This window comes from Pseudomonas sp. IT-347P (assembly GCF_949768005.1).
In the GTDB taxonomy this organism is placed as follows: domain Bacteria; phylum Pseudomonadota; class Gammaproteobacteria; order Pseudomonadales; family Pseudomonadaceae; genus Aquipseudomonas.
Window position 1 is genome coordinate 114,931 of record NZ_CATKPQ010000033.1, and the last position, 20,489, is coordinate 135,419.

Here is a 20,489-nt window from a genome sequence, read left to right on the forward strand (position 1 = left end):
CTACTCCTTGGCGACGCGTTTCATGTCCGCATCCATCATCATGCGGATCAAGGTATCCAGGTCGGTTTTCGGCTTCCAGCCCAGCACTCGCTGAGCCTTGGCCGGATTGCCGAGCAGCACTTCAACTTCCGCCGGGCGGAAGAACGCCGGGTCGATCTTCACGTAGTCGCGGTAGTTGAGGCCCACGTGATCGAAGGCGATACGGCACATTTCCCGCACCGTGGTGGTGACGCCGGTGGCGACCACGAAATCGTCAGGTTTGTCCTGTTGCAGCATCAGCCACATGGCTTCGACGTAATCACCGGCAAACCCCCAATCGCGTTTTGCATCGATGTTGCCCAAGGCCAGCTCATGCTGTTTGCCTTGTTTGATGCGTGCAGCGGCATCGGTGACCTTGCGGGTCACGAACTCGATGCCGCGCAAGGGCGATTCGTGGTTGAAGAGGATGCCGCTGCTGGCGTGCAGGTTGAAACTTTCGCGGTAGTTGACGGTGATCCAGTGGCCATACAGTTTGGCCACACCGTAAGGACTGCGCGGATAGAACGGTGTGTTCTCGTCCTGCTGCTCGGCCTGGATCAGACCGAACATTTCGCTGGTCGAAGCCTGATAAAACCGGGTGTGCGGGCTGAACTGGCGGATCGCTTCAAGCACGTGGGTGACACCCAGGCCATCGACAATGCCGGTGGTCACCGGTTGATTCCACGAGGCGGCGACAAAGCTTTGCGCGGCAAGGTTATAGATTTCGTCCGGTGCCGACTGGATGACCGCACGCTGCACCGAGCAGGCATCGGCCATGTCCCCGTCCAGGTAGACGATGTCGGCTTCGACCCCCAACTCGCGCAGGCGCCAGCGTGAATCGCTGCTGCGCCGTGCGACCAGTCCGTGAACCTTGTAGCCCTTGTCGAGCAACAGTTTTGCCAGATAAGCGCCATCCTGGCCGGTGATCCCTGTGATCAATGCACTTTTAGTCATTGTTGTTTTACTCGCTTCTCCCAGTCGGACAGGATCGCCCGCAGGGATTGTTGTGTAGTGATTTCAGGCGTCCATCCAGTGGTCTGCGTCAGCCGGGTGTGGCTGCCGCAAACGCGACGCTGATCGGCACGGCGCATGCGCGCGGGATCTTGCACCAGTTGCATTTCGACTTCGGCCAGATCGCCGAGCTGCTCGATCAGGCTGCGAATGCTTTGCTCGCGGCCCGAGCAGATGTTGTAGACCTGCCCGGGCGTCCCTTTTTCCAGCAGTGCAAAATAGGCCGAAATCACATCGCCGACATCGAGGAAGTCTCGCGTGACGTCGATATCGCCGACTTCCAGTTGCGGCGCTTGCAGGCCCTGCTTGATGCGGTTGATCTGACGGGCGGCACTGGCGATGACAAAGCTTTCTTTCTGGCCGCTGCCGATGTGATTGAACGGGCGCGCCACCAGCACCGGCCAGCCTTCGCTCAGGCCCCATTGCAGGCTGAGAAACTCTGCCGAGAGTTTGCTTACTGCATAAGGATTGCGCGGGCAGGGCGGTTGTTGCTCGGTGATCGGCAGGTCGCTTTCGCTCACCTGGCCGTAGACGTCACCGGAACTGACATACAGGAACGTGCCAGCGAAACCGCGCGCCTTGAGGGCTTGCAGCAGGTTGAGGGTACCGAGCAGATTGATCTCGAGCGTACGCGCCGGATCGCGGAAGGCTTCGGGGACGAAGGTCTGGCCGGCCAGATGAATGACGGCATCCGGCAGCTGCGGCCACAGGTCGGCGAGGCTGTGTGGATCAGTAAGGTCGTAGAGAGACGCGGCAGGCACCAGCTCCCACGACGAGTCCGGCAATGCCAGACGCGACTGAATATGTTGTCCCACGAATCCATTGAGACCCGTGACGAACAGACGCTTTTTCAAACAGCGGCCCCTTGGTGTTGAACTTGCGCCACTTTCTCACAGGCTTCAGGGAAAGGTCTGTCAGACCGAAGGAAAAGCCGGGTGAAAGACTGGCGAAGTCAGTTGTTGTAGTTGTTTGTTACCAATCTGTTCCAATTGCTCGGCAATTTCAACAGGGCAAACCGTGACCGGTCGGTTCTCGTCAGCGTAGTACGATTTATTCCCGGCGGGCGGTTCCCGGATCCTTGATGGATGTGTTTAGAATGGCCCTCGTCGCTATATCCTCCGGTCTGCCGTGGGCGTAGCGCAACGGGGTGAAACTGACCACTAAAACAAAAACGAAGACGGGTCCGAGGTTGCTGGACAAGCCGCGGCCATGCCGACTTGATCCAGCGCCCGTTCGTCATAGCATGAGGTTGCCGGGACGGCTGCTTCATCGTGGGATGCCATGAATTTCATTCTTTACTCGGACGTCAACGCCCGCTCCATCAGCCAAAGTCTCGGGCGTCCCGAATATAGCTATTACTTTGTGCTCAAGGCTTATCGCCCGGTGCTGGAAAGTCTTGGCCGCGTGCATGTGGTGGCGTCAGCTGACGACGTCGATCCGCTGTATCTGCAATTGCGCCAGGCCGGTGAGGAGTGTTTGTTCCTTTCGTTTGCTCCGCCACACAAGACCCCGATCGGCCTGCAGTGCCCGATGGTGTGCGTGATTGCCTGGGAATATGACTCGATCCCCAACGAATACGCTGACAACGACGCCTGCCACGACTGGCGCCAGACGCTCACCCGGCATGGCCGGGTGATTACGTTGTCCACCCATACGGCGCAGGCCATCCGGCGCAGTCTGGGGGACGATTTCCCCGTGCTGGTATTGCCCACACCGCTGTGGGAGCGTTTCGCTCAGGTACGACGAGATTATCCAAGTGTCCCGGTAAACCCCGGCAGCACATTGCAGATCAAGGGCTGCATCATCGACAGCCACGCGCTGGGACTGTCGGCTGATGGCTTGATCGCACCGATACTCAACGAGCAGGAACTGCAAACACCGCCAGTGATCGAGCAAGTGCCGGAGCCGATCCCGCAACCGCCGCCGGCATTGACCCTGCGACGGCGTGCTTTCATCACCAGGCATTACCTGGCCGAAGGCTACAAAGCCGTCACGATGGCTTCCGAACATCGACCCCTGTTTCTGCTCAAGCACAATCTTTTGCAGTGGTACCGCGAAGCCGTCAGTGATTTGCTGCCGGGTGCGGTGCGTGACAACCGCGCCGGGTTGCCCGGCCCTGTCGAACCTGTTCCGCCGGCTCCCGCCGTGAGTGAAACGCCGGCGGTGGCTGAGCACCCGCAAGCCTTGCTGCCCGATACCAGTCAGCACGTACAAATCGACGTCAGCGGCGTGGTGTATGTCAGCGTGTTCAACCCTGAAGACGGACGCAAGAACTGGCATCACCTGATCACCGCGTTCTGCTGGGCCATGCGTGATGTCGACGACGCGACGCTGGTGCTGAAAATCACCCAGAACGATCTGTCGAGCTATTACGTCCATCTGATTACATTGCTCTCGCAACTTTCGCCATTCGCCTGTCGCGTGGTGGTCATGCATGGCTATCTGGAAGAGGACGAATTCGCCCGGCTGTATGGCGCTGCGAGTTTCTACGTCAATGCGTCACGCTGCGAGGGTTTGTGCCTGCCATTGATGGAGTTCATGTCGTGTGCACGGCCGGTAATCGCGCCAAACCACACCGCCATGGGCGACTACATCGACGAACGCGTTGCCTTTATCGTCAAGTCCAGCCGCGAGCCGACCATCTGGCCGGATGACATGCGCATCCTCTACCGCACTCTGCGCCATCGTCCCGACTGGGGATCGTTGAAAACCGCCTACGAGGACAGCTACGCCATGGCCAAGAATCATCCACAGGCTTACCTGGCGATGGCCGCTGCCGCCGATGAACGCATGCGTGAATACTGTGGGTTGGCGCAGGTGCAGGAGCGCGTGGAGGCGTTTTTCGGTCTGAAGGCCGATAGCGAAAATGCCTCGTTGGCGGTCGAGACCGGAGCGGCATCATGCTGATCATCATTCATTCCGAAACCAACAAGAGCAACATCCAGCAGAACCTCGGCCGGCCGGAGTACAGCTACTACTTCGTGCTCAAGGAGTTTCGCCCCGTGCTGGAACGCATCGGTCAGGTGATTGAGGTGAGCAACCCTGACGAATTGGTGGATCGTTTGTATTTCGACTGCTTGAGCCGCGGGGAGGACTGCGTCTTTCTGTCGTTCTCGCCGCCGCACCGCACGCCCGTCCATTACGCCTGCCCGACCATCCCGGTGTTCGCCTGGGAATTCAGCACCATTCCCACCGAAAGCTGGCAGGGCGAACCCCGCCACGATTGGCGTGTGGTGCTGCAGGCGTGTGGCCGGGCGATTACGCATTCGACATTCACGGTGAACGCGGTGCGCGACGTGATGGGGGCGGACTACCCGATCTGCGCGATACCGGCGCCGGTGTGGGACCGCTTTGCCGCTCGTGGCGAGCCATTGGCCAAGCGTCCGGTGGTTGACCCGGTGACGCTGAGTCTGCGCGGATTGCTGATCGACAGTCGTCGCACGGACTTGCGGCCGTATGGCCCGGCCGGATTGCGCGAAGGCATACCGGTGTCCTTTGCCGGACCGGCAGAAGAGTGCCAACTGCAGCTGGAGGGCGTGGTCTACACCTCGGTGTTCAACCCTTACGACGGCCGCAAGAACTGGCAGGATATGATCAGCGCGTTCTGCGCGACGTTTCGCGAGATCAGCGATGTGACCCTGGTGCTCAAGCTGACCCACCATGACATCGCCGACGCACTCACCGACATGCTGCACCACCTGTACAAGAACCAGTCGTATCAATGCCGGATCGTGCTGATCCACGGTTATCTGGCGGATGCCGATTACGAAGCGCTGGTGCAGGCCACCAGCTACGTGGTCAACAGCTCTTACGGTGAGGGACAGTGCCTGCCGCTGATGGAATTCATGTCCTGCGGCAAACCGGCGATTGCGCCGTTGAACACCGCAATGGCTGATTATGTGAGCAGCGATAACGCCTTTATCGTCGACTTCACCGAAGAACTCACCGCCTGGCCTCATGACCCGCGCGCAGCCTATCGCACGATGCGTTACATCACCGACTGGGATTCGTTATGTCTGGCGTATCGCGCCAGCTATGACGTGGCAAAAACCGATCAGCCGCGTTACGCCGCCATGTCTGCCGAGGCGATTCACAGCCTGCAGCGCTTCTGCAGCCAGGCCGGTACCGAGCAGAGATTGCGCACGTTTCTCGCGCAGTCACTGCCAGCCCCCGGATCGTTGCCTGCACAAGTCTCGGTCGCATGATCCGGCGCCTGCTTGCTCGATGGCGTCCGGCGCCTGCCGCGCAACTGCCGCCGGCCCCGTCTGCCAAGGTGTCGCCACGCGACGTCGGCTTACATGACGCCGTGCTCGACGGTTGGTTTTTGAATGACAGCGGCGAGTTGCTCAAGGGCTTTGCGATCACCGCTGAAGATACGTTGCTGGATGTGGGGTGCGGCGAAGGCGTGGCGACACTGTTTGCCGTGCGCCAGGGCGCTTCAGTGATTTTTACCGACAGTGAACACACCAAGGTGCACGAGCTCGCCCGGCAGGTCGAAGCGCAAGGCGGCAAAGCCAGTCTGGGTCTGGTCAGTAACAGCCTGCCGTTGCCGTTGGCTGACGGCTGCGCCAGTAAAGTGGTGTGCATGGAGGTGCTGGAGCATATCGATCAGCCCCAACCGTTCATGGCCGAACTGGTGCGCATGGGGCGCCCCGGTGCGCAGTATCTGTTCAGCGTGCCGGCACCGACCGGCGAACACCTGCAAAAAGGCATCGCCCCGGACAGTTACTACCAGTCGCCCAATCATGTGCAGATTTTTACCCCGGAGCGCTTCGCTGCACTGGTTGAAGAGGCCGGCCTGGTGATCGAACATCGTCAGGCCAGCGGGTTCTTCTGGGTGATGGGCATGATCTTTTTCTGGGCGGGCGAACGGGCTGCCGGGCGTGACCCGGGCGGTGCGGTGCGTGACCGGATTCAGGAGCCCTTCATGCCGTTGATGGAGAATTGGGCCAAGACCTGGCAGGACCTGCTCGCTCAGCCGGGCGGGCTGGCGATCAAGCAGACGCTTGACCGCTTCATGCCCAAGAGCCAGGTGATCATCGCCCGCAAGCCAACGGGTGTGGGGGAGGCACCATGAGCGGCAAGCGCATCATGGACATTGAAGTCCTGCGCGCAATTGCCGTATTGGGCGTGCTGTTTCATCACTTGCAGGGAAGCCTGTTCACCGATGTCGTGCCGTCGTTGGAAAAGATCCATGCCTGGGCGCAGCCGTGGTGGGGTGTCGATCTGTTTTTTGCCATCTCCGGGTTTGTCATTGCCCGAAGCCTGATCCCGGCGCTGCAAGGCTGTACAACCCGCCAGGAATATTGGCAGCAGACGCGCAATTTCTGGCTTCGCCGGGTTTTCCGCTTATTGCCGTCGGCCTGGTTATGGCTGGCGCTGATGTTGCTGGCGTGCATGTTTCTCAATCGTTCGGGGGCGTTCGGTACGTTGTCCGCCAACCTGCAAGCGACGTTGGCCGGGGTGTTGCAGTACGCCAACTTCCGGTTTGCCGACAGTTTCTTGCGCTACGAGTACGGCAGCAGTTTCGTTTACTGGAGCCTGTCGCTGGAGGAGCAGTTCTATCTGCTGTTCCCGCTACTGATTCTGCTCTGTCGCAAATATCTGGTCTGGGCACTGCTGGCACTGGTCGCGGTGCAGATCTTCACCCTGCGCACGCCGTTGTTGATGGTGGTGCGTACTGATGCGCTGGCCCTCGGCGTATTGCTGGCGATGTGGAGCTCGCAACCGAGTTATCAGCGTTGGCGGCCGCATGTTCTCGATCGGCCATGGGTCGGGATTTCGGCATTGATTCTGATCGGCGCACTGTTGAGCTTTATGGCTACCGATCGCTTCACGTTCGCCTGGTACCGTATCGGTTCAATTGCCGTACTGAGTGCAATACTGGTGTGGATCGCATCGTATAACCGCAATTACCTGATGCCCGCTGGCGCGATGCAGCGGTTGCTGGGGTGGATCGGTAGCCGGTCCTATGGCATCTACCTGATTCACATACCCGCCTATCAATTGGTACGGGAAATGATCTTTCGCTTGCAGAGCGCCGGTCTCTCCAGCCCTGCCGGTCACCCGGTGCTGACGCTGCTGATCGCCTTCGGCCTGATCGTGTTGCTCAGCGAACTCAATTACCGCCTGGTCGAAATGCCCATGCGCAACCGTGGTGCCGCGCTCGTGCGGCGCCTTGGTTCATCCCGATCCACCGTCCCGTCCTCTGGAGCCACCTCATGCTGAGCCTACTGAAGAAACTTACAGCGGCGACGCCGGCAGCGGTCCCGACCCAGCCCGGGGAACCGGTTGCCAGCAGGGTCGATCCGTACGAGCTCGGCTTGTACGATGCCAGGCTCAGCGGCTGGTTCAACCAGGAGACCAACGAGCTGTTCAAAGGCTTTGTGGTGAGCGCCGATGACACCCTGCTCGATGTCGGCTGCGGTGATGGCGGCAATGTACATTTCTGCGGCATGCGTGGGGCGAAGATCATTATTGCCGACATCGACGAGGCCAAGATCGAAGCGACCCGGCAGCGCCTCAGCGACACCCTGGCGCGGGATATCGAATGCCACGTTACCGATTGCAACCCGCTGCCGATTGCCGACGGCACGGCCACGCGCGTGGTGTCCACGGAAGTCATCGAGCACGTCGACGACCCGGCGCAGTTCCTTGCCGAACTGGTGCGCGTCGGCAAACCGGGCGCCCTGTACCTGCTGAGCGTGCCGCACCCGAGCTCTGAAGACCTGCAAAAAGACATCGCCGCGCCCCAGTATTTCCAGAAACCCAACCACATTCGCATCATCAGCGAAGAACAGTTCAAGGCACTGGTCAGTGAAGCGGGGCTGGAGATCATCAGCCACAGCCAATACGGTTTTTACTGGTCGATGTGGATGCTGCTGTTCTGGGAAGCCAAGGTCGATTTAAGTCACCCGGATCACCCGTTGCTCAATCACTGGGCCGAGACCTGGCAAGCGGTGCTGGGCTCACCGCGTGGTGCGCAGATCAAACAGGCGCTGGATGCGGTGGTGGCGAAAAGTCAGGTGATCATCGCCCGCAAACCCTGAACATTTTCCCTGTGGGAGCAGGCTGGCGAAGAGGCCGTGTCAGTCGACCTAGGGGGGGATGCCACAACGCCTTCGCGAGCAGGCTCGCTCCCACAAGGATTTGTGTAACCTTGCAGCTTTGGGGTGTCAGGGGTTGGAAGGTATGCGGTTTCTCGTCGGGCTGTTGGCATTGATTGCGCTCTCTGCTTGCAAGCAACACGACACGCCTCCCCTCGACCAACAACTCTACATCTGGCAACGCCTATGGACGCCCAGCCATGAGGCGGCGTTGCGCGACAGCCGCGATGACTTCTCGACGCTGCGCGTTCTGGCGCTTCAGGCCTTTCCAAACGCCGGATGGAGTCGGGCGCGGATCGATGCGCACTTATTGAAAGTTGATGGCCGTCCGGTGATCGCGGTGATTCGTCTCGACGGACAGCTCAACTCGCTGGATCAGCATCAGGTCACCACGCAGATTCTCCAGGTGCTTGCCGATTGGCAGGCGCAGGGCCTGACGCTGAGCGGTGTGGAGATTGATCACGACGCGGGGAACGCGCGTTTACCGGCTTACGCGAAATACCTCAAACAGCTGCGCTCGGCATTGCCGGTGTCACTGCCGCTGAGCATCACCGCACTGCCAGCCTGGCTCGACAGCGCGCAATTGCCCGCGCTGCTGCAAACCGTCGACAGCAGCGTGTTGCAAGTCCACGCCGTCAGCGATCCGCGGCGCGGTCTGTTCGATCCTGATCAAGCCTTGAAGTGGGCCAACGCATGGGCGCGCGTCACCGACAAACCGTTTTATCTGGCGCTGCCGGCGTACGGCGTGGCGTTGTTGCCCGATGACGGCGGGGCGCCGGTGGTAGAGAGCGAGGTGCAACTTGAACGGGGTGGTGAACGCCGCGAGTTGCTGGCTGATCCGCTGCAGCTGCGCCAGCTCGGTCAAGCATTGCGTGAAGATCCGCCGGCGCATCTGTCAGGGCTGATCTGGTTTCGCTTGCCGCTGGCCAATGATCGCCGCGCCTGGAGCCTGACCACCCTGCGCGCGGTCGCCCGTGGTGATCAACTCGTCAGTCAGCTCGGCGTGACGTTCAGCGAACACGACGGCCTCTACGACATCAGACTCGATAACCCCGGCAACCTCGACAGTGCCTGGCCCGCCAAAATCACCTTGCGGGCAAAAAGCTGTGAAGGTGCCGATGCGCTCGCAGGTTACACGTTGCAACAAAGCCCGGATCTGCTTACCTTCACCCGCCTGCGCGACGGCCGCTTGCCGGCGGGTGGGCAGCGCGCCATCGGTTGGGCGCGCTGCGCCAATATTGATCAAGGAGGTTCGCATGTTGACCCGTAACTGGCCCCGCCATCTGCTCTGCCTGAGCCTAAGCCTGCCGCTGGGGTCGGCGCTGGCGTGCGGACCGGATTTCCCGATGCGCCTGCTCGACAATCGCGGTCAGACGCTGGCGGATCTGCCTGAAGGCAGCTTCAGTTTCGAACTCAGTCGCCTCGGCAAAACCATCGCCGGGCTGAAGAACGTCACCGCTGCGACACATAATCCGAACGATGTGTACGGTGACGAAAACGCCTCCGCCGAGTCTCGGGAAATCGCCGAACACGCCGGCCTGAGCGCCGAGCAGCAAGGGTTGGTCAAACGGTTGCGTGGCCTGACCGATGCGCGTCAGGTCGAGGCGCAGGGCGCCAGTCTGCCGGCGGAAATTCGTTTGTACGTCGCCGGTGCAGTGGCATTTGCCACGGGCGAACATCAACTCGCGATCGAATATTTCAACAAGCTGCTGGCCTTGCCGGGGGAGCAGCGTCCTTTGCGCAGTACCTGGGCGGCGTATTCGCTGGGCCGCAGCTGGTTTGCCATGAGCAGCGAAGGCGCGGATGCGGTCGAGGCGCTGGAGCAAGCGCGCGGCGCCTTCCGCCAGACCCGCCAGATGAGCATTGACGGTTTCAGCGATCCGCTGGAGCTGGGTGTCGCCAGCCTTGGTGAAGAGGCGCGGGTCCTGCGCACCGGTGGCGACTGGAGCGGCGCCATCGAGTTGTATGAAGCGCAAAACCGCCATGGTTCGGGCGTGGGCTACACCTCGCTCAAGCAATTGATGAATGAACTGGCCGAGTTACCCGAGGCAGAGCTGGCCGGATTGTTCCAGCACAAAGCGGTGCAGCAACTGGTCACGGCATCGCTGGTCAGCCGCGCTGGCTGGTCGTATGGCGATGAACCCCCGAACGAGAAAAAGCTCGTCAAGTTGCTGCAGAACAGCACGCGCGGCAGCCTCGAAAACGCAGATCGTCTGGCGGCGATGAGTTATCAGCAGGGCGACTACGCTGGCGCCAAGGCCTTCCTCGACAACGCTGGCGACGGCGGCCTGGCGTGGTGGCTGCGGGCGAAACTGGCAGTACGTGACGGCGATAAGAATGCCGCTGCAGCCGCTTATTCGAAAGCCGCGCAGGCCTTCCCGCAGAATGAAGACTGGGGTTATCGACGCACGCCCGACTGGGCATTCGAAAGCGTTCAGCCCAAGTGCCGGGTTGAAGGTGAGAGTGCGATTCTCGCGTTGCAGCGCGGCGAATATTTGCAAGCGTTCGTGCAGTTGTATCGCAGCAATAGCACCTATTGGTTCGACGCCGCGACTGTGGCTGAGCGTGTGTTGACGGTTGAGGAATTAAAACGCTACGTCGATGAAAACGTGCCGGCGCCGCCAGCGTTGACCCAGCAGGAGCGCGACAATTACGTGCCGCTGCCAGTGGCCGCCAGCCTGCGCAATCTGCTCGGTCGGCGCTTGTTGCGCGAAGGGCATTACGCCGATGCGGTCGCTTATTTCGACAATCCCGACCTGCAAAACAAGGCTCGACTCTACGGCGAGCAACGGCTGAAGGCCGATGCCGCCTGGTGGCCGACCAAACGTGCCAGTGCCTTGTACAACGCCGCGTGGACGGCCCGCGAGTGGGGCATGGATATTCTCGGTTACGAGATGGCGCCGGACTATGCCACGTTCGGCGGCAACTACAGCCTGGAATCCACTGAGCTGAAAGTCGGTCCGCTGGTGAGCGAAGCCGAAGTGCAACGGCAGGTTGCCAGCCAGGCGAAACCGGATCAGCGCTATCACTACCGTTTTGTCGCCACCGAACTGGCCGGGCGCGCCGCTGACAATCTGCCGCATACCAGTCAGGCGTTTGCTGCCGTGCTGTGCAATGCCGCGGGCTGGAACAGCAGCCTCGAAGATCAGGGCGCGCTGTATCAGCGTTACGTCAAGGAAGGTCCGTTCGTGCCGTGGGCGGCGGATTTCGGCAATCAGTGCCCGTACCCGGATTTCGAAAACGCCGACAAGCGTTACGTCACTCAAGTGACGGATGCCGTGCGCGCTTTGCTGCGGCCGTACAAGTGGCCGGTGCAGATCGGCGCGATCGTGCTGGTCGCGGCCGCCGCGTTGCTGTTGATCAGCCGTCGCCAGCGCAAGGCGCGCAAAGGCTAAGCCTGCTGGACGAACGTCAGGCGCAAGGCGAAACCGATCAACAGGCTGCCGAACAGCCATTGTTGAACGCGCTGGGCCGTTGGACTGTGTTGCAGCCAACGACCCAGGGCGGCGCCCGTAAGGGCGTAAGCGCTGTCGAACAGCAGGCCGACGCCGACCAGCAGCATGCCGAGCACGGCGAACTGGCTCAGCACCGGGGCGCCATCCGTGACGATGAATTGCGGCAGCAGCACCGAGCAGAACAACAGCGCTTTGGGGTTGAGCAGGTTGGTCAGCAAACCGCGGCGGACGGCTTCGCGCCATTGCCCGTGTGCCTCACCAGCCTCACCGCCGTTCAGGTTCGGCAGCAGGGTGCTGCGCAGGCATTGAATGCCGATCCATAGCAGATACGCCGCCCCTGCCAATCGCACCACCTCGAATGTCCATGGCGCCGCTTTGAACAGCGCCGCCAGCCCCAGTGCCGCCAGAGCCACGTGGCAACCACGGGCCACGCCCAGACCGATAGCGGTGGCCAGTGCCGCGCCGCGTCCCTGCCGGGCACCGGTTTGCAGCAGCAGGATCATGTCCGGACCGGGCAACAGATAGACCACCACCAATGCCAGGATAAACAGCCAGAGACTTGCCATGTTGCAGCCCTTTCGTTGTCGATTCGGTGCGCCAAGTCTAGAGCCGAAGGGCAGGGCAGGTGCTTGCGTAGTCAGCTTCAAAAACACGCCGGATTGGCATAACCTGCTGGTTTTTAGCGTTATGACTATCGGGATCTGCCAACCATGAAACTCGACGCCTACGACCGCAAGATTCTCGCGGCGCTGCAACGCAACGGACGCCTGAGCAATGTCGAACTGGCGGATGAAATCGGCTTGTCGGCCTCACCGTGTCTGCGCCGGGTGCGGATGCTCGAAGAGGCCGGGGTGATTCGTGGTTATCAGGCCAATCTTGATCGGGACGAAGTGGGGCTGGGGCTGACGGTGTTTGTCGGGGTCAAGGTCGAGCGCCACAACGATGAACAGGCCGCGGCGTTTTACAAAGCCGTGACCGCTTTGCCGGAAGTGATTTCGGCGTTTCTGGTGTCGGGTGAATCGGACTTTCTGTTGCAAGTGGTGGTGCCGGATTTGCGTGCGTATGACCGTTTTCTCAGTGGCTGCCTGCTGAAGCTGCCGGGGGTGAGCGACATTCGCAGCAACTTTGCGATTCACACGGTGAAGACCCCGGGCGCTTTGCCATTGGGGCATCTTCCTGCCTGAGTCCGAGTTGTCGCCAATCGCGAGCAGGCTCACTCCTACATAGATCGCGGCGTTTCGGAGGGACCCGGGTCAGCTGTAGGAGTGAGCCTGCTCGCGATAGCGGACGCCCAGTCACCAGATAATTTTCCTGCTTACATCTGCGTTGCCATCCCCTCGACGTTCATTGCCGCCTGACGCAACGCTTCCGACCGCGTTGGATGCGGATGGCAGGTCAGCGCAATGTCCTCAGCCGACGCACTGAACTCCATCGCTACACAAAATTCGCCAATCATTTCACTCACGCTCGGACCGACCAGGTGTACGCCGAGGACTTCATCGGTGCGCTCGTCGGCGATGACTTTGGCAAAACCCTCGGTCTCGTGGTTGATCTTCGCCCGGCTGTTGGCGGTGAACGGGAATTTGCCGACCTTGTAGGCGCGCCCTTCAGCCTTGAGCTGCTCTTCGGTCTTGCCGACGCTGGCCAGCTCCGGTCTGGTGTAGATCACGTTGGGGATCAGCTCGTAATTGACCTCGCCGGCCTTGCCGTGGATCTGCTCGACGCAGGCCATTGCTTCATCTTCAGCCTTGTGCGCGAGCATCGGGCCGGAGGTCACGTCGCCGATCACCCAGACGCCAGCGGCTTCGGTGCGGTGCTGTTTGTTGGCGAGCATGCCGCGCTTGTCAGTACTCAGGCCGACGTTCTCCAGACCGAGGCCTTGGGTGTAAGGACGGCGGCCGATGGCCACCAGCACGTAATCGGCTTCCAGCAACTCGGCTGTGCCACCAGCGGCCGGCTCGACGCTGAGCTGTACGCCGTTGGCGGAAGAGGTGGCGCTGGTGACTTTCGAACTCAGCTTGAAGGCGATGCCCTGTTTGCTGAGCGCGCGTTGCAGGGTTTTGCCGGCCTCGCCATCGACGCCCGGGCAGATGCGGTCGAGGTATTCGACCACCGTGACCTGCGCGCCCAAACGCCGCCACACCGAACCCAGTTCCAGGCCGATCACCCCGGCACCGATCACTACCAGATGCTTGGGCACTTCGTTGAGGGACAGCGCACCGGTCGAATCAAGGATGCGTTTATTGTCGATCTCGACGCCGGGCAGGGGAGTGGGCTCGGAACCGGTGGCGATAATGATGTCTCTGGCCGTGAGCTCGACTTTGCTGCCCTGATCATCGGTCACTGTGACCTTGCCCGGGCCGTCGATGTGGCCCCAGCCTTTGATCCAGTCGACCTTGTTCTTGCGAAACAGAAACTCGATGCCTTTGGTCAGGCCGGCCACGCTCTCGTCTTTCTGTTTCATCATTTGCGCGAGGTTCAACATCGGTTTGACCTCGATGCCGAGGTTGGCGAATTCCGCACCCATCGCTGCATCGTAAAGCTCTGATGCATGCAGCAAGGCTTTGGACGGCATGCAACCGACATTCAGGCAGGTGCCGCCGAGGGTCGCCCGGCCTTCGACGCACGCGGCCTTGAGGCCCAACTGACCGGCGCGGATTGCCGCGTTATAACCACCGGGGCCGCCGCCCAGAATCACCACGTCATAGTTGCTCATGCGCTTGCTCCTGATGGATGGATGCGGATCGCTAAAAGTAGTACCGGATAAAAATTACGAACGTAATATGTGCGTATCCGGACATTTCGGTCAAGGCTTCAGGCAAGCGACAGGTTGAGCATCTTTGAATAAGGGTAATTGTGTACGAATATTTCACGCTTTTCGTTATATCGTAACGCTATGCAGTGTGGCTGATGAATTTGGGGTGATATGCAAGTCGATCTGGAAGTGGATGGCACGCAAGTGACCGCCCTGCCGCGCTTTCAGCAGGCGGCCGCGCAGAGCCGGCGTCTGCGCCGATGGATGTTCGGCCTCGGCGGATTGGCCGGGGCAGGGTGGATGCTGGCGTTTTTTGTCGGGCTGTTTGCCCCGCAGTCATTGTGGTTGCCGCTGCTGATCAATCAGAGCGCCGCGCTGCTGGTGCTGGTTGCCGGGCTGCAATCGGCGTGGTGGGTGACGCGATGGCGTGCGCGGGTGATCAATCCTGTTGTGCTGGCGCCGCTTGCCGTGGAGGAACACTCCGCGCCGCAAGGTTGGTATGAGCGGCTGCTGGATCGCTTGAGTCAGCGCGGTCTGCATCTGCTTGGTCAGATCGGTGCGGCGACGCTGTGGTTGGGCGGTTGGGCGCTGCTGGTGGTGCTGAGTATCGATCAGGCGTGGAATCTGACCTTGCCCGCCGCTGCCGTGGGTCTAGCCGCAACGGTGGGCGCCGCGTTGGCCTTGTTGCTGGCGTTCGGTTTGCTGGTGCTGGAGCGGCAACTGGCCCAGGAACACCCGACGCAATGGCCCGAAGCGGGTTCACTGGCGCAACTGACGCGTGTGGCGATCATCAGTCTGGTGCTGGGTGCGCTGTGTTTGTTGTTCGCTGCCGAGAACGCCGTGTGGCCAGTTCGCGTTGTCGTATTGATCGGTATCTTGCCGGGACTGGTCGCAATCGAGTTGTTATTACGCGCCATTCTGTCCATCTTCAGTCCCCGCCGCGAACTGCTTGAGCCGACACTGCTGGCACGCAGCTTTGTCGCCGATATGCTGCGCTGGCCGCCACAACCGTTGCTCGCTTTGCAACATGAATTGCACAACCGGTTTGGTATCGATTTGCGGCAGATCTGGGCGGTCAGTTACATGCGCCGCGCCTTTTTTCCGGTGCTGGCGCTGGTAGCGGCAGTGGGTTGGTTGCTCACCGGTATTCATGAAATTCCGCTGCAGGGGCGTGGCATTTATGAGCGCTTTGGCAAACCGGTGCAGGTGTTCGGCCCGGGCTTGCACGGCGGTTTGCCTTGGCCGCTGGGGCGGGTTTTGCACGTCGAAAACGGCGTGGTGCATGAGCTGGCGACGAGCGTCGGCGAGAACCCGATCCCGTTGCAAGTCGACCCTGCAGAAGGCCCGGCGCCAATCAGCGCCAACCGTTTGTGGGACGCCAGCCACGTCAACGACAAGTCTCAAGTGATTGCCAGCAGCCGTGGCGAGCAGCAGAGCTTTCAGATCGTCAACATGGATGTACGCTTCGTCTATCGCATCGGCCTCACTGATCAGGCCGCGCTGGCGGCGACCTACAACAGCGCGGATGTGCCGACGCTGATCCGCAGCACTGCCAGCCGGATTCTGGTACACGACTTTGCCTCGCGCACGCTGGACGGTTTACTCGGTGAAGACCGGGTAGGGCTGGGCGAAGAGATTGGTCGCGCGGTGCAAAGCGATTTGGAAAAACTCAATAGCGGTGTGGAAATTCTCGCCACGGTCGTCGAAGCCATTCACCCGCCGGCCGGTGCTGCCAATGCCTATCACAGCGTGCAAGCCGCGCAGATCGGTGCGCAGGCGTTGATTTCCCGTGAGCGCGGCGCGGCAGCTGAAGCGAGCAATCAGGCGCAGTTACAGGCCAGCCTTGCGCGCGATCAGGCCAGCGCCAATGCGCGTGAGACCCAGGCCACGGCGCAGGTGGCGGATCTGCGCTTCAGCGCCGAGCAAAAAGCCTACGCCAGCGCTGGCCAGGCCTTTGTGCTGGAGCAATACCTCGGCCAGCTCGGCCAAGGCCTGAGCAAAGCCAAATTGCTGATACTCGATCACCGTCTGGGCGGCAGCAGCAATGCGCCGACCATCGACCTGCGTACGTTCACGCTGCCGGCTGACCCGACGCCCGCGCGCACCACCGCTCAACCAGGAGTCGCCCATTGAGCCAGTCGCACACACACGATCATCCTGACCACCGTGGCCACGATCACAGTCATGGCGGGCATCACCATCACCACGGCCACCATCACGGTGCGCCGGAGGAGGCGGGGCGTTTTCCCTGGCGACGGATGGGCTGGGCAGCCTTGTTGGTAGCGTTTGCCGTTGCGGCGGCGAGCCTGGTGCAAGTGCGCTCCGGTGAGGCCACGGTTATTACACGGTTTGGCAATCCTTCGCGGGTGTTACTCGAGCCGGGTTTGAATTGGCGCTGGCCGGCGCCTTTCGAGGCGGCGATCCCGGTCGACTTGCGTTTGCGCACCACGTCCAGTGGCTTGCAGGACGTCGGCACCCGCGACGGATTGCGCATCATTGTGCAGGCCTACGTGGCGTGGCGGGTGCAGGGCGATGCGGACAATGTGCAGCGATTCATGCGTGCGGTGCAGAATCAGCCGGACGAAGCGGCGCGGCAGATTCGTACGTTTGTCGGCTCGGCGCTGGAAACCACCGCCAGCAGTTTTGATCTGGCGAATCTGGTCAACACCGATGCCAGTCAGGTGCATATCGCCGATTTTGAAGCGCAGCTGCGCCAACAGATCGATCAGCAATTGCTTGCGACCTATGGCGTGCGGGTTGTGCAAGTCGGCATTGAGCGTTTGACTTTGCCATCAGTGACGCTCACCGCTACGGTCGATCGCATGCGCGCCGAGCGTGAAACAATTGCCACTGAGCGTACGGCCATAGGCAAACGCGAAGCCGCGCAAATCCGTTCAGCCGCTGAGCGCGATGCGCGAATTGTGCAGGCTGACGCGACGGTGAAAGCGGCGGATATCGAAGCGCAGTCTCGCGTCGAAGCCGCGCAGATTTATGGTCGTGCGTACGCCAGTTCGCCGCAGCTCTACAATTTGCTGCGCTCGCTCGACACTCTCGGCACCATCGTTACGCCAGACACCAAACTGATTCTGCGCACCGACGCCGCGCCATTCCGTGTATTGGTCGACGGCCCGCCGACACTCGACAGCAAAACCGGGTCGCAGCCATGAATGAACAAGTTCCACGTGGAACACATGCGCTGAACAGTCCGTGGATTCAAGCTGGGCGGCTGGCATTTTTTGCCTTGTACGCGGTGACGATCCTGGCGGCATTGGCCTGGGTGTTTTCCAATGTGCGGCAGATTGATCCGCAAAATCGCGCAGTGGTTTTGCATTTCGGCGCGCTGGATCGCGTCCAGAATGCCGGGTTGCTATTGGCTTGGCCGCAGCCATTCGAACAGGTAATTTTGCTGCCAGCAGCCGATCGGGTAATCGAGCGTCGCGTCGAGAATCTGTTGCGCAGTGACGAGGCGCTGAAGGCCGATCGGGTCGCTTCCTTTGCCACCCCCCTGAGTGATGCGCTGGCTGGATCCGGTTATTTATTGACCGGTGATGCCGGCGTGGTGCAACTGGATGTGCGGGTGTTTTACAAAGTCACCGACTCTTATGACTTCGTGTTGCAGGGCGATCATGTATTGCCGGCGCTTGATCGTCTGGTCACACGCAGCGCGCTGGCGCTGACCGCCGCACGCGATCTGGACACCATTCTGGTCGCTCGTCCGGAATTGATCGGCGCTGACAATCAAGCCGCAGAGCGTCGAGAAAAACTTCGTGGCGATCTGGTGCAAGGCATCAACAAACGCCTGGCCGAGTTGAAGGCAGGCGGGCAGGGCATCGGTATCGAGGTGGCGCGAGTCGATGTGCAATCGAGTCTGCCCGATCCCGCGGTCAGTGCTTTCAACGCGGTGCTGACTGCCAGTCAGCAGGCCGACAAAGCTGTAGCCAATGCGCGTACCGAAGCCGAGAAACTCACCCAGACTGCCAACGAACAAGCCGACCGCACGCTGCAGGTTGCTCACGCGCAGGCCGGCGAGCGCTTGGCCAAAGCCTCCGCCGACACGGCCACGGTGTCGAGTCTGGCCAAAACTACCGACCCGCAAATGCTGCTGCGCCTGTACCGCGAGCGCATGCCGAAGATTCTCGGTCAGGCCGGATCGGTGACCACGGTTGACCCGAAAGACGATTCCCGCCTGATCATTCAGGGAGCCACTAAATGACTGCGACGACCGCCGCACCGAGCCTGTTGTCCTCGGCCGAACAATGCCGCGCTGCACGGCAACTGACCTTGGCGATGCTTGCGCTGGGGCTTTTGGGTCTGGGTTTGATCTGGCGCTGGCAGATGCCCGAGCAAACCGGCGTCAGTCAGTTGCTGTTGGGGGTTGCTTCTTTATTGGTCGCCGTGCCAGTGATGCGTTCGGCGTGTTACAGCCTGCGCTATCCGAGCCTGCACGGCATTACTGATCAACTGATCGCCCTGGCCATGCTCGGCGCCTGGGCGACCGGTGATCTGCTGACCGCCGCGTTGCTGCCGATCATCATGATCTTTGGCCATGTACTGGAGGAGCGCAGCGTCATCGGCTCACAGGAAGCGATCCACGCCCTCGGTCAACTGACGCGCAGCCGTGCGCGCAAGGTTCAGGCTGACGGCTCGATCATCGAGGTAGACAACGGCGCGCTGAAGGCCGGTGACACCGTTGAAGTGCGCGCCGGTGATCGGGTTCCCGCCGATGGGCGAGTGTTGTTTGGTCAGGCCAGTCTCGATACTGCGTCGATTACTGGTGAATCGGTGCCGGTCGAGGCGGGTGTCGGCATGGTGGTGTTCGGCGGTGCAATCAATCTCGACGGGCTGCTGCGTATCGAAGTAACGCGCACTGGCGATGAATCGACGCTGGGCAAGGTCATCGCATTGATGCAGAACGCCGAGCGCTCGAAACCGCCAATCACCCGCTTGCTCGAACGATACGCCGGCAGCTACATGGTGCTGGTTTTGCTGCTGGCGGCAGTGACCTGGTTTATCACTCACGATGCGCAGGCGATGCTCGCAGTGTTGGTCGCTGCCTGTCCGTGTGCGTTGGTGCTGTCGGCTCCGGCCACGGCGATTGCCGGTGTGGCGGTGGCCGCACGTCACGGCATTCTGATTCGCAGTTCGGCGTTCCTTGAGGAACTGGCCGATCTGACCTCGCTGGTGGTCGACAAGACCGGCACCCTGACTTACGGCACTTTGCGTTTGCAATCGATCAACAACCCGCGTGCGGAGTCATCCATGATCATTGCGCTCGCTGCCAGTCTCGGCGCGGCGAGCAGCCATCCGGTCAGTCGTGCGCTCGCGGGGTTGGTCAGCCAGGAAGACAGTTTGGCGCTCAGCGATATCCATGAGCGCCAAGGCCTCGGCGTTGTTGCCATGACGGAGCAGGGCGAATCTGCTCTCGGCCGCCCTGAGTTGTTCGCGCAACTGGGCATCATCACGACACCGGTTCCCGATCACGACGGACCCATCGCCGGGTTGGCATTGGACGGTGAATTCCTTGCCTGGTTGTTGCTCGCCGACACGGTTAAACCGGAAGCCCGTTTCGCCCTCGACGAGCTGCGCGAGTTGGGACTCGGCCGGCAGTTACTGCTGACGGGCGACCGCCACAGCGTGGCTCAGTCACTGGCTAAAGAGGTTGGCTTGCATGAGATCGAGGCCCAGGCCTTGCCGGAAGACAAACTCAATCGTGTGCTCAAGGAAATCGACAATGGTTTCCGGCCGATGGTGGTCGGTGATGGCATTAACGATTCCCTCGCGCTGAAGGCGGGCGTGGTCGGTGTGGCGATGGGTGCGGGGGGAGCGGACATCGCACTGGCCTCGGCCGATATTGTGTTGATTGGCAGTGACCTGCGCCGACTCGGTACCTGTGTGCGGCTCAGTCGCCAGTGCCGCAGGACATTGCAGGTCAATGTGATCATCGGCCTGGGCTGGACGCTGGCCATTGTGGTGTTCGCTGCATTCGGCTGGCTCGGTGCCGCCGGGGCGATGATCGCTGCGCTGCTGCACAACCTCAGTACGTTGCTGGTGCTCGGTAACGCCGGGCGCTTGCTGCGCTTTCAGGAGCCGTTGCTCAAGCTCAAGGCCGAACGATGAATTGTTGTCGACTTCCTCGAACTGTAA

The 20,489-nt window shown here is 61.1% G+C and carries 16 protein-coding genes; 12 read left to right on the forward strand and 4 right to left on the reverse strand.

All coding sequences use genetic code 11. The annotated features are described in order from the left end of the window. Both gmd and ACM6IV_RS13300 read right to left on the reverse strand, forming a co-directional pair. Positions 1–972 carry a GDP-mannose 4,6-dehydratase gene (gene gmd, locus ACM6IV_RS13295; RefSeq protein WP_414870342.1) on the reverse strand — a complete coding sequence of 324 codons (972 nt, stop codon included), beginning with the start codon at positions 970–972 and terminating at the stop codon, positions 1–3. Further along, positions 969–1,883 (reverse strand): GDP-mannose 4,6-dehydratase, encoded by a 915-nt coding sequence (locus ACM6IV_RS13300; protein WP_414870343.1) that lies wholly within the window; start codon positions 1,881–1,883, stop codon positions 969–971. Before ACM6IV_RS13300 ends, gmd begins: the two co-directional genes overlap by 4 nt. 427 nt (positions 1,884–2,310) lie before the next feature. Here ACM6IV_RS13300 and ACM6IV_RS13305 point away from each other — a divergent pair, with 427 nt between their 5' ends. The 7 genes from ACM6IV_RS13305 (at position 2,311) to ACM6IV_RS13335 (ending at position 11,530) form a co-directional block, all read left to right on the forward strand. Next, complete coding sequence (locus ACM6IV_RS13305) at positions 2,311–3,936, forward strand: glycosyltransferase (RefSeq protein ID WP_414870344.1); 1,626 nt, start codon at positions 2,311–2,313, stop codon at positions 3,934–3,936. Further along, complete coding sequence (locus ACM6IV_RS13310; RefSeq protein WP_414870345.1) at positions 3,930–5,234, forward strand: glycosyltransferase; 1,305 nt, start codon at positions 3,930–3,932, stop codon at positions 5,232–5,234. Before ACM6IV_RS13305 ends, ACM6IV_RS13310 begins: the two co-directional genes overlap by 7 nt. Then, the gene (locus ACM6IV_RS13315; protein ID WP_414870346.1) at positions 5,231–6,106 is read left to right on the forward strand and encodes a class I SAM-dependent methyltransferase; all 876 of its coding nucleotides are present in this window, start codon (positions 5,231–5,233) and stop codon (positions 6,104–6,106) included. The genes ACM6IV_RS13310 and ACM6IV_RS13315 overlap by 4 nt, the downstream gene beginning before the upstream one ends. Beyond that, entirely contained in the window at positions 6,103–7,257 is a 1,155-nt protein-coding gene (locus ACM6IV_RS13320; RefSeq protein ID WP_414870347.1) for an acyltransferase family protein, read from the forward strand. The genes ACM6IV_RS13315 and ACM6IV_RS13320 overlap by 4 nt, the downstream gene beginning before the upstream one ends. After that, positions 7,251–8,078: a class I SAM-dependent methyltransferase gene (locus ACM6IV_RS13325; protein WP_414870348.1), complete on the forward strand. Its 828-nt coding sequence runs from the start codon at positions 7,251–7,253 to the stop codon at positions 8,076–8,078. The genes ACM6IV_RS13320 and ACM6IV_RS13325 overlap by 7 nt, the downstream gene beginning before the upstream one ends. Before the next feature lie 142 nt (positions 8,079–8,220). Next, positions 8,221–9,405 carry a DUF3142 domain-containing protein gene (locus ACM6IV_RS13330; RefSeq protein ID WP_414870349.1) on the forward strand — a complete coding sequence of 395 codons (1,185 nt, stop codon included), beginning with the start codon at positions 8,221–8,223 and terminating at the stop codon, positions 9,403–9,405. Beyond that, positions 9,392–11,530 carry a hypothetical protein gene (locus tag ACM6IV_RS13335; RefSeq protein ID WP_414870350.1) on the forward strand — a complete coding sequence of 713 codons (2,139 nt, stop codon included), beginning with the start codon at positions 9,392–9,394 and terminating at the stop codon, positions 11,528–11,530. The genes ACM6IV_RS13330 and ACM6IV_RS13335 overlap by 14 nt, the downstream gene beginning before the upstream one ends. On the opposite strand, the gene ACM6IV_RS13340 is transcribed toward ACM6IV_RS13335, so the two are convergent. Then, a complete protein-coding gene (locus ACM6IV_RS13340; protein WP_414870351.1) occupies positions 11,527–12,156 on the reverse strand; it encodes a LysE family translocator in 630 nt (209 codons plus the stop codon). The two genes, ACM6IV_RS13335 and ACM6IV_RS13340, sit on opposite strands and share 4 nt — an antisense overlap. Positions 12,157–12,300: 144 nt before the next feature. On the opposite strand from ACM6IV_RS13340, the gene ACM6IV_RS13345 reads away from it, so the two are divergent. Next, positions 12,301–12,774 carry an Lrp/AsnC family transcriptional regulator gene (locus ACM6IV_RS13345; protein ID WP_414870352.1) on the forward strand — a complete coding sequence of 158 codons (474 nt, stop codon included), beginning with the start codon at positions 12,301–12,303 and terminating at the stop codon, positions 12,772–12,774. Between the two features lie 131 nt (positions 12,775–12,905). Here the strand turns inward: ACM6IV_RS13345 and lpdA are convergent, their stop codons facing one another. Beyond that, complete coding sequence (lpdA, locus tag ACM6IV_RS13350; protein ID WP_414870353.1) at positions 12,906–14,306, reverse strand: dihydrolipoyl dehydrogenase; 1,401 nt, start codon at positions 14,304–14,306, stop codon at positions 12,906–12,908. Between the two features lie 210 nt (positions 14,307–14,516). Between lpdA and hflK (ACM6IV_RS13355) the strand changes: the two genes are divergently transcribed. From hflK (ACM6IV_RS13355) to ACM6IV_RS13370, 4 genes are read left to right on the forward strand one after another with little or no spacing between them, the layout of a single operon-like run. Then, on the forward strand, positions 14,517–16,478 hold the full coding sequence (hflK, locus tag ACM6IV_RS13355) for a protease modulator HflK (RefSeq protein ID WP_414870354.1): 1,962 nt from the start codon (positions 14,517–14,519) through the stop codon (positions 16,476–16,478). Beyond that, entirely contained in the window at positions 16,475–17,512 is a 1,038-nt protein-coding gene (gene hflC, locus ACM6IV_RS13360) for a protease modulator HflC (RefSeq protein ID WP_414870355.1), read from the forward strand. The genes hflK (ACM6IV_RS13355) and hflC overlap by 4 nt, the downstream gene beginning before the upstream one ends. Beyond that, entirely contained in the window at positions 17,509–18,558 is a 1,050-nt protein-coding gene (hflK, locus tag ACM6IV_RS13365; RefSeq protein WP_414870356.1) for a protease modulator HflK, read from the forward strand. The genes hflC and hflK (ACM6IV_RS13365) overlap by 4 nt, the downstream gene beginning before the upstream one ends. Next, positions 18,555–20,462: a heavy metal translocating P-type ATPase gene (locus tag ACM6IV_RS13370; protein ID WP_414870357.1), complete on the forward strand. Its 1,908-nt coding sequence runs from the start codon at positions 18,555–18,557 to the stop codon at positions 20,460–20,462. Before hflK (ACM6IV_RS13365) ends, ACM6IV_RS13370 begins: the two co-directional genes overlap by 4 nt. Positions 20,463–20,489 lie beyond the last annotated feature (27 nt).

Bases quoted from the DNA above. Each gene is read 5' to 3' on its own strand.
- gmd (WP_414870342.1), bottom strand. From the start codon at position 972: ATGACTAAAAGTGCATTGATCACAGGGATCACCGGCCAGGATGGCGCT.
- ACM6IV_RS13305 (WP_414870344.1), top strand. From the start codon at position 2,311: ATGAATTTCATTCTTTACTCGGACGTCAACGCCCGCTCCATCAGCCAA.
- ACM6IV_RS13310 (WP_414870345.1), top strand. From the start codon at position 3,930: ATGCTGATCATCATTCATTCCGAAACCAACAAGAGCAACATCCAGCAG.
- ACM6IV_RS13315 (WP_414870346.1), top strand. From the start codon at position 5,231: ATGATCCGGCGCCTGCTTGCTCGATGGCGTCCGGCGCCTGCCGCGCAA.
- ACM6IV_RS13320 (WP_414870347.1), top strand. From the start codon at position 6,103: ATGAGCGGCAAGCGCATCATGGACATTGAAGTCCTGCGCGCAATTGCC.
- ACM6IV_RS13325 (WP_414870348.1), top strand. From the start codon at position 7,251: ATGCTGAGCCTACTGAAGAAACTTACAGCGGCGACGCCGGCAGCGGTC.
- ACM6IV_RS13330 (WP_414870349.1), top strand. From the start codon at position 8,221: ATGCGGTTTCTCGTCGGGCTGTTGGCATTGATTGCGCTCTCTGCTTGC.
- ACM6IV_RS13335 (WP_414870350.1), top strand. From the start codon at position 9,392: ATGTTGACCCGTAACTGGCCCCGCCATCTGCTCTGCCTGAGCCTAAGC.
- ACM6IV_RS13340 (WP_414870351.1), bottom strand. From the start codon at position 12,156: ATGGCAAGTCTCTGGCTGTTTATCCTGGCATTGGTGGTGGTCTATCTG.
- ACM6IV_RS13345 (WP_414870352.1), top strand. From the start codon at position 12,301: ATGAAACTCGACGCCTACGACCGCAAGATTCTCGCGGCGCTGCAACGC.
- lpdA (WP_414870353.1), bottom strand. From the start codon at position 14,306: ATGAGCAACTATGACGTGGTGATTCTGGGCGGCGGCCCCGGTGGTTAT.
- hflK (WP_414870354.1), top strand. From the start codon at position 14,517: ATGCAAGTCGATCTGGAAGTGGATGGCACGCAAGTGACCGCCCTGCCG.
- hflK (WP_414870356.1), top strand. From the start codon at position 17,509: ATGAATGAACAAGTTCCACGTGGAACACATGCGCTGAACAGTCCGTGG.
- ACM6IV_RS13370 (WP_414870357.1), top strand. From the start codon at position 18,555: ATGACTGCGACGACCGCCGCACCGAGCCTGTTGTCCTCGGCCGAACAA.